The following is a 12258-nucleotide window of genomic DNA, read 5'->3' on the forward strand; positions in this document are numbered from 1 at the left end:
GGTCTTCCGGCAGCGCGTTCATCCTGCGACCTGAACTACTGCGAACAGACCCTCGTCGTTATCTCTGTAGTCGATCTTTTCCATCAGGCAATCAGTCCGTCTCGTTGTAACGACAGAGGCGGCTGCCTAACGAGCGACCTGATTTCAGCGGAGGCAGACATGATAGTGGTCACAGGGGGTGCTGGTTACATTGGCTCTCATGCAGTGCTCGCACTGCTGCAGGCCGGCCATGAGGTACTGGTTATCGATAATCTGTGCAACAGCTCGCGGGCGTCGCTCGACCGCGTTGCCTTGATTGCCGGGCGCCAGGCGCATTTCATCGAGGGCGACATTCGCAACCGCGCGTTGCTCGATGAGGTGTTCGCACGCTGGCCGGTCACGGCGGTGATGCACTTCGCCGGGCTCAAGGCGGTGGGCGAAAGCGTTCGCGACCCGCTGCGCTATTACGAAACCAATGTGGCGGGCAGCATTACCCTGTGCCAGTCGATGGCCGATGCCGGGATCTTCCAACTGGTGTTCAGCTCCTCGGCCACGGTGTATGGCGAGTCGGTGAGCATGCCGATCCGCGAGGATTGCCCCACCGGCATTCCGACCAACCCGTATGGGCAGTCGAAACTGATGGCGGAAAACGTGCTCAAGGCGCTGGCCCACTCGGACCCGCGTTGGTCGATTGCGCTGCTGCGTTACTTCAATCCCGTCGGCGCTCACGAGTCGGGCCTGATCGGCGAAGACCCCAACGGCATTCCCAACAACCTGCTGCCGTACATGCTGCAGGTCGCGGTGGGCCGGCAGCCGCAGTTGAGCATCTATGGCGGCGATTACCCGACCCGCGATGGTACCGGTATCCGCGACTACATCCATGTCGTTGACCTGGTCGAGGGACACTTGTGTGCCTTGGAGCGGCTCAACCGGACTACCGGTGTGTCCGTGTGGAACCTGGGCACGGGGCAGGGCTATTCGGTGCTGGAGATGGTCCATGCCTTCGAGCAGGTGATCGGCCGAGCGCTGCCTTACCGGATCGTCGCGCGACGTCCTGGCGACATCGCCAAGTGCTGGGCAGACCCCAGTAAAGCCAGGAACGAATTGCAGTGGCGTGCCAACCGCGGCTTGCATGCGATGCTCGCCGATTCCTGGCGTTGGCAGAAAATGAACCCGCAGGGTTATCAGGAAATGACCGCCGCACCGGCAGAGGTACTGGCCAGCTAGGGCAGGAAAACAGCGTGGCCCGGCCGTGAGGGCGAACGGCGGGCTGCGCTGACCGGCGAACGGGCCGTCATGGCATGTCTGGCAGTCGCAGCGTCGACAGCGGCAGGCAGTCGTTCTGCTTGTCCGCCAGGGCATCGAGGGTCGTTTCATAGGCTTGGTCGGCAGCGGTCACCAGCAGCTGCCAGTCGTCACGGCAGAGCACATCACGTTGCAGCAGCTCATCGGCGCGCTGTATCAGTGTGGCGTGGTAGTCCTTGGGGCAGTCCAGCCGGTAGGCGTCATCTTCGAGCAGCAATCGCCACGCTTTGAGTTCCCTGTCTTTCTCGGTTTCAATCATCGGGCATTGCCTTCTACAGCGCATCGTGGGGTGTGCAGTGGTTGACTGCCACGCTTCGGCCAGGCTCCACCAGCACGACGAGCGGAAGCGACGGCAGACAAGCAGGCCGCCCGCAGGCGGCCGTCCAGTTGGGCAAGGGCGCGGGTGTCAGGTTGCCTGCCCGAGCAAGTCACGGCGGATCAGCTCGCGCACGGTGGCCAGGTGCAGTTCCTCCTGTTCGAAGGCAGGCTTGAACCCTTCGGCAATCAACGGATGCCCGGCCTTCTGGGCCAGTTCGATCAGCAATTCCCAAGCGGCGTTGTCCTCCAATTCGATGGTCAGGATCGCGCTCATCGATTGCGACAGCGTGGTGCGCGGGTCGGTCAATACCTGCAAAACGCCCTGGGCCTTGACGGCAGCCACGTCGGCGCAGGGCGTCATGGTGGTCGGGTCGCCGCCTAGTGTTTCGATTGCTTCGCGTACCAGGTTCATGTGTTCGAGTTCCTGAGCCTGGATCTCCCGCAGCGTTGCCACCATGGCCGGCGTCGCGCCGACGGCGGAAGTGGCCTTGGCGATCATCGCCTCATACAGCCGCACGCCGGTGCGCTCGAAGGCCAGGCGCTCGCCGAGCTTGTCGAGCAGTACCTCCGGGTTGCTGCCGATAACCTTGTCGATTGCGGTTTTCACCATTCCCTTAGCCGAGGCCGGCGGCGGCACCGACCCAACCCGTTCGGCCGTGCCGATAGCCTGCTGGCGCGCTTCGGTGTAGCTGCGCATATCGCCGGGGATGTCTGCGGGGAACAGGCGAGTCGCTTCGACTTGTTGCTGAGTGGCTTCTGGCGCCATCTGTGTGCCGGTTCGGTTCATGCCGATGTTCACTTGACGTTCGCTCATCATTGTTCTCCCGCGGTGTTGAGTTCGGTGCCGGGTTTCCAGGTGTAGCCGGCGGACACCACGTTGGCCGGCACGCCTTCGCCGTTGAGGCGCGACCGGTAGTCGAGCGAGGCGCGGCTTTCTTTGTCCTTGGGCACATAGTCGACGCCGTGAGCGCGCAAATCGACCTCCCGGGAAACGGTTTCACGAACGAAGTCACGCTGGCTCTTGAACGCGATCATCTTCGGCAACTGGCCGCCCAGTACCTCGGCCGGGTCACGTCGTTCGTGCTGCTTGAACAGCTCGCAGGCCAGGTTGAGGTGGCCCAGCTCGTAGTCCACGAAGCGCTCCCACAGCGCCTTGATGCGCGGGTTGTCTTCCTGCTCGGCGCAGCTGGCGTAGGTGTAGACCTCCATCGCCTCGTGCACCAGCCACTTCTCCATGAAGCTTTCGCTGGGGTCCTGCAGCGAGCCGTACTGGGTTACGTGCTGCTCTTCAACGGAGGCGATCTCGGCGTACAGCGCCCGCGCCACCGGGTCAGCGAACAGCGGGCCGATGTTCATGTAGTAGTCGTGGGTCTGGTACTCGGCCCCGGTGATCAGCGCGGCATGGATCTTGGTGATCAGGGCGGCGTTGTCCTTCTCATAGCTGTCGCGAAGGTCATCTTCCGGTGCGCGGTGATGTTCACTGGTCGGCCTGCCTGGAATGATGTCCGTGTAACCCTGCAGGATGTTGTTGGCGTCCTTGCCCTCCAGCCGGTCGAGCATCGCGGCGTAGCGGTAGAGGTGGTCGAAATCTTCGAGCAGGCCGAAGCGATAGGTTTGCGCCTGGTAAGGGTCGGGTTCGTTCTGGGCCACTGCAGCCGTGATCTCGATGGCGGTCTGCTCGTAAGCCACGGTGGTTTCCAGCGGCGAATGGTCGGATGACAGGAGCCAGTTGATGGCGGTCATCTGGTGATGCTCGACGCGGCGGATCTGTGCCAGCGGCAGTTGCAGTGCCTTGTTGAAACGCGCACCGAAATGCTTGAGGCGCAAGGCGTCCGACTCGACGCCGTTCATCAGGATTACCCGCACGCGGGTGAAGGCGTCGTCGTCCAGCTTGCTGATGGGCCTACTGGCCAATTCGCGCCAGGTGAACGTTTGCTTCTCCAGCGGCGTTCCCTTGTTCTCCAACAGGGTGTCGATCATGCTCATGGTTGAGCCTCCATCATCGGTTTTCACGGATAGCGGCACACTGTTTCGCGCACCATTCTTCGTCGACTGCCCCCGAGTTCCGGCCATTGCAGGCCTGCGACAAGTGGCCGCTTCGTTCGCCGGCTCGTATGGAGTAGGCTGGATTTGCCGCTTGAAGCCCCATGTGGCGGGGCGTTGCCGCTGCAGGGACCGCTTTGCAGCGCTGGCGCTTGCGAGGGCGTCAAGCCGTTGAACGGCGGTACTTTTTTCCGCTCGTCCAGGCCGGCCGCAGTTCGGCCGCAACAGTGCGGCGAGCGCCGCGCAGTTCTTGTAGGATGGTGCGACTTTTCATCGTCACCCCAAGCAGCCAAGCTCCTTGAAAATGGAGCGGATGGCAGCGACGGCGGTCGATAGCACAGGCATAACGGAGCGATGCGTTTGAGCAGCCACACCCACCCGATGTATCACCGCACCTGGTTTGACGAGCGCTGGCATAACGAGCGCTTCAGCCCTCGCGTGGCGGTGGCGCGATGATCGTCAATGCGCTGGTGTTCTTCGCCACGCTGACGGCGATGGAAGGCGTCGCCTATTACGCCCACAAATACGTGATGCACGGCTGGGGCTGGGGCTGGCATCGCTCGCACCACGAACCGCGCGAAGGCTGGTTCGAGAAGAACGACCTGTACGCCGTGGTGTTCGCCGGGTTGGCCATCGTGCTGATCGCCCTGGGGACTCAGGGCATGCATCCGCTGGAGTGGATTGGCGCTGGCATGACCGCCTACGGCCTGCTGTATTTCGTGGTGCACGACGGCCTGGTGCACCACCGTTGGCCGTTTCGCTTCGTGCCGCGCAACGGCTACCTCAAGCGCCTGTACCAGGCGCATCTGATGCACCACGCCGTGGACGGCAAGGAGCGCTGCGTGTCGTTCGGGTTTCTCTACGCGCCTTCTACGGCGCGTCTGAAGGCTCAGTTACGGGCGATGCATGACGGGCCGCTGCGCAAGGCGGATGCGGACGTCGCCACAGCTGCGCAGGGCGAGCGGGCCAACGGGCGCCACGACTCGTAAGCGCGCGCTGCAAACCGGTCAGTACCGCGCCGATCTTCTCCGCCTTTGAGGTGGATATGCGCGCGTCCCAGGCCTGTTCGCCGGCCGCTGACACCTTCACGCCGATCTGCCGGTACACCGCTCCCGCAGTTGCCACTGCCCAGGCCGAGCGCCAGGGCAGGGCGGTGAGCCCGGCCTGGGCGCTGGCGTAATAAGGCTCGGCGAGTGCCACCAGGCGCTGACCGAGCACTGCAACTGCCGGGCGGTATTGGCTTGCGCCGACCTGATCCCGCGGTATTCCCAGTTCAGCCAGCCATTGCTCGGGCAGGTAGCAGCGGCCCACAGCGGCATCGTCGACGATATCCCGGGCGATGTTGGTCAGCTGGAACGCCAGGCCCAGGTCACAGGCACGGTCCAGTGTCGCTTCGTCCCGGGTGCCCATCACCCGGGCCATCATCAGCCCCACGACACCGGCGACGTGGTAGCAGTACTGCAGGGTGTCATCGATGGTCTGGTAGCGGCGTTCCACCACGTCCATTTCGAAACCCGCCAGGTGCTCCAGCGCATGCTGCTCGGGAATGCCGTGGGCACGCACCACCTGGCGAAAGGCCGCGAATGCGGGATCGTCCAGCTCGCCGCCGGCGTACACCGCGCGCGTCTGCGCCTTGAGGTGGGCCAGGCGCCGCTCTGCTTCCTCACGGCTGATGGTCACTGCGTCATGGCCGGCTTGCTGACCGTCGATCACGTCATCGCAGTGGCGACACCAGGCGTAGAGCATCACGGCGCTGCGCCGGGTCGGCTCGTCGAACAGCTTCGAGGCTGCCGCAAAACTCTTCGAGCCAACGGCGATGCTCTGGTTGGCATGTTCGATCAGCGCCTGATCGTCCGGCGCAGTGCTGCTCATGGCTGCAGGTCCTCGAGCATCAAGCCGGCCGTTGCCTTCGCCGAACCGATCACGCCGGGAACACCGGCGCCTGGATGGGTGCCGGCGCCGACCAGGTAGACGTTTTCCAGCTGCGCGTCGCGGTTATGCGGGCGGAACCAGGCGCTTTGCTGCAGCACGGGCTCCAGCGAGAACGCCGACCCTTGGTAGGCGTACAGCTCATCGCGGAAATCGTTGGGGGTGAAAATCCGGCAGGTCACCAAATCGTCGCGCAGGCCCGGCATGTAGTGCTCTTCGAGGTAGTCGAAGATGCGATCACGGTAACGCGGGCCTTCGACTTCCCAGTCGATGGGCGCGTTGCCCAGGTGCGGCACCGGCGACAGCACGTAGTGGCTCGAGCAGCCGGGCGGCGCCAGGCTGGGGTCGGTGACGCAGGGGGCGTGCAGGTAGAGGGAGAAATCCTCGGCCAGGGTGTGGCCGTGGAAGATCTCCTGGATCAACTCGCGGTAGCGCGGGCCGAAGCACACCGTGTGGTGCTGCAGCTGAGGCTGCGGGCGTTTGAGACCGAAGTGGATCACGAACAGCGAATTGCTGAAGCGTTTGCCTTTCAGCCTACGCCCTTCCTGGCGGCCGCGCGGGTGTTCGGCCAGCAGCTTGTCGTAGGTATGCACCACGTCGGCGTTGGAGGCCACGCAGTCAGCCGCGAAATGACGGCCGTCCTGCAGGCGTACGCCGGTTGCGCGGTTGCCCTTGGTGTCGATGGACGCCACGTCGGCGTTCAGCTCCAGGGTGCCGCCGAGGTCTTCGAACAGTTTGACCATGCCCTGCACCAATGCACCGGTGCCGCCCTTGGGAAACCACACGCCCCATTCACGCTCCAGGGCGTGGATCAGCGTGTAGATCGAGGAGGTGGCAAACGGATTGCCGCCGACCAGCAGGGAATGGAACGAGAACGCCTGGCGCAGTTTGTCGTGCTCGACGAACTTCGACACCATCGAATAAACGCTGCGCCAGGCTTGCAGGCGAGCCAGCTGCGGGCCGACCTGGAGCATGTCGCGAAACGACAGGAACGGCACCGCGCCGAGCTTCAGGTAGCCTTCCTTGAATACCGCGCGGGAATAGGCGAGAAAACGCTGGTAACCCTCTACGTCGCTGGGGTTGAGCGCCTGGATCTGCCGATCCAGATCAGCCTGGTCGTTGGCGTAATCGAACTGCGTGCCGTCCTCCCAGCAGAGGCGATAGAAGGGCGCAACCGGGAGCATTTCCACGTAGTCGGAAAGCTTGCGGCCGCTGAGCACGAACAGTTCCTCGATGGCGCTGGGGTCGGTAATCACCGTGGGCCCGGCGTCGAACGTGAAGCCCTGATCGCGGTACACGTAGGCGCGGCCGCCCGGCTGGTCACGTTTTTCCAGCAGCGTGGTACGGAAGCCGGCGCTCTGCAGCCGAATGGCCAGGGCCAGCCCGCCGAATCCCGCGCCGATGACGATGGCTGTTTTCGCTTGGTTCATGAACGAGTCTCGAAATGCTGGGGGGAATGACGGACGGCCGCACGCATGGCCTCGCCGACGGGCACCGGTGGTTTGCCGATCAGAATGCGCGCACGGTCTTGCCATGGGTTGCTGCCGGCGTAGAAACGCTCGATCAGCCCGGCAGGCAGCCCGTAGAAACGCTGCATCACCTGCCAGCGGTCTTTCGGGCGCCCGGCCAGGAACAGCATGCGGTTGAGTAGACGGTAAAAGCCCTGGTTGCGCCATTCACCGCGTGCATGGGCGCGCAGGTCATGGGCCAGGGTGGCCGCATCACGCAGCTCATAGCCAACCAGCCAGTCGGCCAGGCGCACTGCGTGGGGCAGGGAATAACCGGTGGTGCAGTGAAACAGCCCCGCGCGCAGGCCGGACAACGGCTGGCCGGCTGCTTCGTCCCAGAAGGCCTCGAAGTCACCCGCAAGGGTGATCGGCAAAATCCCCTGTTCCTCACGCAGGCACTCGGCGATCTTCCAGCCATGGCGATGGGCATAGGTGGCGATGTGCGCGCGCAACTGCTCGGTGGACGCACGGTGGTGGTCGACGTAGTGGGTGTCTTCGATCAGCAGCGTGTCGGGCGAGAAGGGCAGCACGTAGACGAAGCGGTAGCCGTCGCCCTGTGGCACCCGGGCGTCCATGATGATCGGCGCCGTCAGGCCGTGGGGTTGCTCCAGGCGCAGCAACTGGCCGACGAAGGCCTGCTGGCCGAGCACCAGTTGCTGGCTGGCGCGTGCACCGCGGCCGTCGATCACGGCACGGGCTTGCAGCCGCTCGCCATCTTCCAGGGTCACGTGGGTCGGGCTCAGTTCGCTGATCCGCGCGCCCAGGCGCAGCCTCGAGCCCAAAGCTGAGGTAACGACCTGAGCGAAGCGCTCGCTGGTGATGCTCGCGTAGCCGCTTTCCAGGGTGCGTGACAGGTACGGGAAGTGCACCTGATAGCTCGACCAGCGTTGCACCACCAGCGGGGCCAGCCAGCGATGCTGGGCCTCGCTCAGGTCACCGTCGTGGAAGGACCAGGTGTGGTTGCCGCCCAGCTGCGGTTGCTCTTCGATGCACAGCACCGTGAGATCGGGCCGCTGCTGCTGCAGGCGCCAGGCGATCAGACCGTTGGCCAGGCCGCCGCCGGCGAGAATCAAGTCGTAAGTCATAGGCCTTCAGCGCGCTCCATGGTGGATGGCAGGACCGCTGCCTCGACGATATCGGCAGCCCGCGGCACACCACCGGCCTGCTGCAGTTCGGCAATCAGCCCGTCGAAACCCGGTAACGGCTCTGCGAGCAGTGCGCGCAGAGCCGCCTCGATGCGCGAGGCACTGGCCCGGCGGCTGAGCTGGCTACCCACGCCGCGATAGGCGACGCGCGCCGCTACGCCGGGTTGATCGAAAGCGATGGGCATCACCAGCATGGGTGTGCGCGCGGCAATCGCATCCATCACCGTATTCAGCCCGCCATGGGTGATCACCGCATCGGCCTGCTCAAGCGCCCATTGTTGCGGTGCGAAGTCGGTGACCCAGGTGGCGCCGCAGTCGATGAGTCGACGCTCCTGGGCGGCATTCAGCTTGCCGCAATGGGCGATCAGCAACTGGCCGTCGAGGCGACGGCAGGCACGGGCGATCCGCTCGAACAGGCCGAGGCGGTCGCCCTGCAGCGTGCCGAGGCTGGCGAAAAAGAAAGGCCGCTGTTTATCGATGGGCCACTCGCCCTCGCGCGTTGTCGCCAGGCTGCGCAGCGGACCGACGGCATGAAAGGTGTCGGGCAGCTGGCTGCGCGGGAAATCGAAGCCCGGCAGGGTCTGGCTGATCTGCGCGAGGGGCGACAGGCAGTCGTGCAGGGCGGTGCGCGGCGCGATGTTGAGGCGCCGTGCCGCATCGTTGATGACGGTGCCCAGCGGTTTCATCAGCCAGTCATAGACCTGGCTGCTGCCACGGTACATGTGCTGGCTGCGCTCGTCGGTGGCGTAGGCGAACGGCATCACCGGCAGCGGCAGGCCAGGCTCGCGATTGACCGGCAGCGCGCAGGCTACCGATACGAACGGCAGGCCCAGGCCTTCCGCCACCAACCCGCCGGCCGGCTCCATCTGGTCGCAGAGCAGGGCGTCCACCTGGTTGTCGGCCAGCGCGCCAGGCAGCTCGTTGCAGAGCATGGCGGTGGTGCCGGCCATCTGCTTGATGATCCGGCGCAGACCCCAGGGAGTGTCCGGTCGGGCGGCCTGGCGCAGGGTGCGCTCCAGGCTGCCTGGCGGATGGCTGCCGGCACCGACCGAGCGAAACGCGACATGCGGGTCACTGAGCCAGTGCGCGGCGTCCGACTGATGAAAGAAGGTCACCCGGTGGCCCCGCTCGATCAGCTCGACGGCGAGGGCTTGCAGGGCTTGAAAGTGGCTGTAGTAGGGCGGGGCGATGACGGCGAAGTGGGTCATGCTTGAGTCGTTCGTAAGGAGCCTGTCGAAAGCAGCCGGGCATTGCGCAGCGCGGCCAGGTTGGCGGAGCCGGTGCAGAAGCAGGCGGTGCGCAGTTGGCGAATCACGACCTGGAAATGCTCGATCACCGCCTCGGTCGACAGTGTCGCACCGGGCAGCGCACTGGCCGCCTGGCCGACGATGTCGGCGCCAAGGCGAATGGCCTTGGCGGCGTCCACGCCGTCGCGCACGCCGCCGGATGCGATCAGCGTCACCTCCGGCAGCGCCTCGCGTATCGACGCTACCGCGGTCGCGGTAGGAATGCCCCAGCCCGCGAAGGCCATGGCCACGGCGCGATCCGCCTCGTTCGCCGCGCGCTCGCCTTCGACGGCCGCCCAGCTGGTACCACCGGCGCCGGCCACGTCGATCACCTGCACACCAGCCTCGACCAGCGAGCGAGCCACCGAGACGGAGAGCCCGGCACCGACTTCCTTGACGATCACCGGCACGTGCAGGCTGGCAGTGATGCGCGCGATCTGGGTCAGCACGCCGCGCCAGTCGCGGTCGCCTTCGGCTTGTACGGCTTCCTGTAACGGGTTGAGGTGGATGATCAGGCCAGTGGCTTCCAGGGTGTCGACGGCGCGACGCGCCAGGTCGAGGCCGTCGGGTTCCAGCAACTGCGCCGCGCCGATGTTGGACAGCAGCGCAATGCTTGGCGCCAGGCGGCGCAGTTCACGCGTGAGGCCCTTGTCATTGCCGGTCTGCAGGCTGACGCGCTGGGAGCCGACCCCCATGGCGATGCCCAGTTCCTGAGCAGCCTCGGCCAGGTGGCGGTTGATGGCTTCGGCGCGCTGCGCGCCACCGGTCATGGAACTGATCAGCAGCGGCGCCTGCAGCGTGATGCCGAGCAGCGACGCGCGTAGATCAATCTGTGTCAGATCGAGCTCTGGCAGGGCACAATGCTCGAAGTGCACGCGCGACCAACCCGCATCGACGCAGGTCGCCGCCTTGTGCCGATCCAGAACGATATCCAGATGGTCATCCTTACGCCGACTCAGGTCGCTATTATTCATGCAGGCTCCATTGCGCAGGAATCATTTTGGGGTGCATGCGGTCTGTCCAGAACGGAATAATCGAATAGCATGTCGATAGCCAGCCGGCCCGAATTGGCCACATTATCAGGCAACTGCACGCATTAGACGTTCCAATATTACAAAGCGGCTTCAGTTGCGATCATTTCGGTGTCAGGATCCTTGGTTGCCGCGCTCCTGCAGTACTTGAATACGTGTCCAGGTGTTGCGGGAATACAAGAGAAGAGAGGGAACGATGACAGCCTATGCGACTGCAACGATCGACAGCGGATTTACCGAACACCTGGCACAACTGCGCGCGGCGATCGATAGCCGCCTTGATGCCCTGCTGCCTGCAGTCAGCAACGAACGAGACCTGGTAGCCGCCGCCGTACGCGATGGCGCGCTGGCCCCCGGCAAGCGCATGCGGCCGCTGTTGCTGTTGCTGGCCGCCAATGGCCTGGGTGCCAATCAGCAACAATCTCTGGACCTGGCCTGCGCTATCGAGATGGTGCACGCCGCCTCGCTGATTCTCGACGACATGCCCTGCATGGATGATGCGCAGATCCGCCGCGGCCGCCCAACCGTGCACCTCGCGTTTGGTGAGGACATCGCCATCCTCGCCGCCGTCGCCTTGCTGGCGCGGGCGTTCGGCGTGGTTGCCTCGATTGAGGGCCTGCGGCCGCTAGTGCGCACCCAACTGGTGGAGATCGTTGCCAACACGGTTGGCTCCCAGGGCCTGGTGCAGGGCCAGTTGCAGGACCTGCGCGACGGCAAGCATGCCCGCTCGGAAGAAGAGATCGCCGCGACCAACAACCTGAAAACCGGTGTGCTGTTCAGCGCGATCATGGACATGGCCTATCTGATCAGCGATGCACCGCAGCCGCTGCGCAGCGTATTGCAGTGCTTCGCCGAGGAACTCGGCCACGCGGTACAGCTGTACGATGATCTGCAGGATGCCAACCCCAACAACGCCAAGGACCAGGGCAAGGACGATGGCAAATCGACCCTGCTGGCCCTGTACGGCGAGGAGCGGGTGCGCGAGCGCCTCGACGGTCACCTGGCCAAGGCCCAGGAGTGCCTGGATCAGGCGTACCGGGGTGACCTGTACATCGGTCGTTTTCTGAACATGCTGTTCGCCTGAAGGCTCAGCTTACTCCGGCAGTGCCTCCAGGGCGCTGCGCAATTTTGCTGCGTCAGTGAAGCGCTGCTCACGGGTTACCTTGCCGTCTTCGAGCTCCAGCCACTGCACGGTTTCCCGGTCACCGTCATAGCGGCTGGCAACGCGGCCGGTCTGGTCGAGCATGATGCGGAAGTTGGCCGAGCGCATGGCGGGAATCGCCACCATCTTCGCCAGCGACGGCATCTTCTCGATATCGGCTACGTACACCACGTGGCGAGATTCGAGAAAACCCGCCGGCTGCTCTTCCAGTGCTCCGTTGACCAGTTGTGCAGTCGACATGCTGCGGGCGACCAGCACCACCCGGGCATTGTCATCCAGGGTATATGCCTTCTCGAACTGATCCAGCAGCGTCCAGTGCGCGGCGGGGGCCGGCGCCGTCGCAGGGGCATCGGCGGCCCAGGCGGAGGAACAGATGATGCCGAGCAACAGGAGGGAGAGAGGCTTCATGGCAGACCGTCTTGTCGAAAAAGTCGCAGCACAATAGAGGCCAGCGCCCCTCCTTGCCAAATGTTTTGCGGCACCCGGCATGCCGCCGGGGTGATCAGCCTGACAGTGCAATGCACGTAGTAAGCGCCTGCCTGTACCTTGTAG

At 64.6% G+C, this 12258-nt stretch carries 12 protein-coding genes; 3 read left to right on the plus strand and 9 right to left on the minus strand.

Annotated elements, in window-relative coordinates; all coding sequences use genetic code 11:
- The first annotated feature begins 159 nt into the window (after positions 1-159).
- Positions 160-1206 (plus strand): UDP-glucose 4-epimerase GalE, encoded by a 1047-nt coding sequence (gene galE / locus ACZ0AV_RS01855; RefSeq protein WP_499149463.1) that lies wholly within the window; start codon positions 160-162, stop codon positions 1204-1206.
- Between the two features lie 67 nt (positions 1207-1273).
- On the opposite strand, the gene ACZ0AV_RS01860 is transcribed toward galE, so the two are convergent.
- The 3 genes from ACZ0AV_RS01860 to ACZ0AV_RS01870 all read right to left on the minus strand — a co-directional run bounded on the left by ACZ0AV_RS01860 (position 1274) and on the right by ACZ0AV_RS01870 (position 3588).
- On the minus strand, positions 1274-1543 hold the full coding sequence (locus ACZ0AV_RS01860; protein WP_499149464.1) for a hypothetical protein: 270 nt from the start codon (positions 1541-1543) through the stop codon (positions 1274-1276).
- A gap of 147 nt (positions 1544-1690) precedes the next feature.
- Positions 1691-2416: a ferritin Dps family protein gene (locus ACZ0AV_RS01865; protein ID WP_499149465.1), complete on the minus strand. Its 726-nt coding sequence runs from the start codon at positions 2414-2416 to the stop codon at positions 1691-1693.
- Positions 2416-3588, minus strand: coding sequence for a hypothetical protein (locus tag ACZ0AV_RS01870; protein WP_499149466.1), 1173 nt, complete (start codon positions 3586-3588; stop codon positions 2416-2418). Before ACZ0AV_RS01870 ends, ACZ0AV_RS01865 begins: the two co-directional genes overlap by 1 nt.
- Before the next feature lie 509 nt (positions 3589-4097).
- Here ACZ0AV_RS01870 and ACZ0AV_RS01875 point away from each other — a divergent pair.
- Positions 4098-4634 carry a sterol desaturase family protein gene (locus ACZ0AV_RS01875; RefSeq protein WP_499149467.1) on the plus strand — a complete coding sequence of 179 codons (537 nt, stop codon included), beginning with the start codon at positions 4098-4100 and terminating at the stop codon, positions 4632-4634.
- On the opposite strand, the gene crtB is transcribed toward ACZ0AV_RS01875, so the two are convergent.
- The 5 genes from crtB to fni are packed head-to-tail and all read right to left on the minus strand — an operon-like array spanning position 4516 to position 10487.
- Entirely contained in the window at positions 4516-5517 is a 1002-nt protein-coding gene (gene crtB / locus ACZ0AV_RS01880) for a 15-cis-phytoene synthase CrtB (protein ID WP_499149468.1), read from the minus strand. The two genes, ACZ0AV_RS01875 and crtB, sit on opposite strands and share 119 nt — an antisense overlap.
- Positions 5514-7004: a phytoene desaturase gene (locus tag ACZ0AV_RS01885; protein WP_070883707.1), complete on the minus strand. Its 1491-nt coding sequence runs from the start codon at positions 7002-7004 to the stop codon at positions 5514-5516. Before ACZ0AV_RS01885 ends, crtB begins: the two co-directional genes overlap by 4 nt.
- Complete coding sequence (gene crtY, locus ACZ0AV_RS01890) at positions 7001-8167, minus strand: lycopene beta-cyclase CrtY (protein ID WP_499149469.1); 1167 nt, start codon at positions 8165-8167, stop codon at positions 7001-7003. The genes ACZ0AV_RS01885 and crtY overlap by 4 nt, the downstream gene beginning before the upstream one ends.
- Positions 8164-9435 (minus strand): glycosyltransferase, encoded by a 1272-nt coding sequence (locus ACZ0AV_RS01895; RefSeq protein ID WP_499149470.1) that lies wholly within the window; start codon positions 9433-9435, stop codon positions 8164-8166. Before ACZ0AV_RS01895 ends, crtY begins: the two co-directional genes overlap by 4 nt.
- Positions 9432-10487 (minus strand): type 2 isopentenyl-diphosphate Delta-isomerase, encoded by a 1056-nt coding sequence (gene fni, locus ACZ0AV_RS01900; RefSeq protein WP_499149471.1) that lies wholly within the window; start codon positions 10485-10487, stop codon positions 9432-9434. The genes ACZ0AV_RS01895 and fni overlap by 4 nt, the downstream gene beginning before the upstream one ends.
- A 253-nt stretch (positions 10488-10740) precedes the next feature.
- Between fni and ACZ0AV_RS01905 the strand changes: the two genes are divergently transcribed.
- Positions 10741-11628: a polyprenyl synthetase family protein gene (locus ACZ0AV_RS01905; RefSeq protein WP_499149472.1), complete on the plus strand. Its 888-nt coding sequence runs from the start codon at positions 10741-10743 to the stop codon at positions 11626-11628.
- Positions 11629-11637: 9 nt separating this feature from the next.
- Here the strand turns inward: ACZ0AV_RS01905 and ACZ0AV_RS01910 are convergent, their stop codons facing one another.
- The gene (locus ACZ0AV_RS01910) at positions 11638-12114 is read right to left on the minus strand and encodes a hypothetical protein (RefSeq protein WP_499149473.1); all 477 of its coding nucleotides are present in this window, start codon (positions 12112-12114) and stop codon (positions 11638-11640) included.
- Between the last annotated feature and the right edge of the window lie 144 nt (positions 12115-12258).

The sequence above is a fragment of the Pseudomonas sp. AC532 genome, from assembly GCF_979258965.1.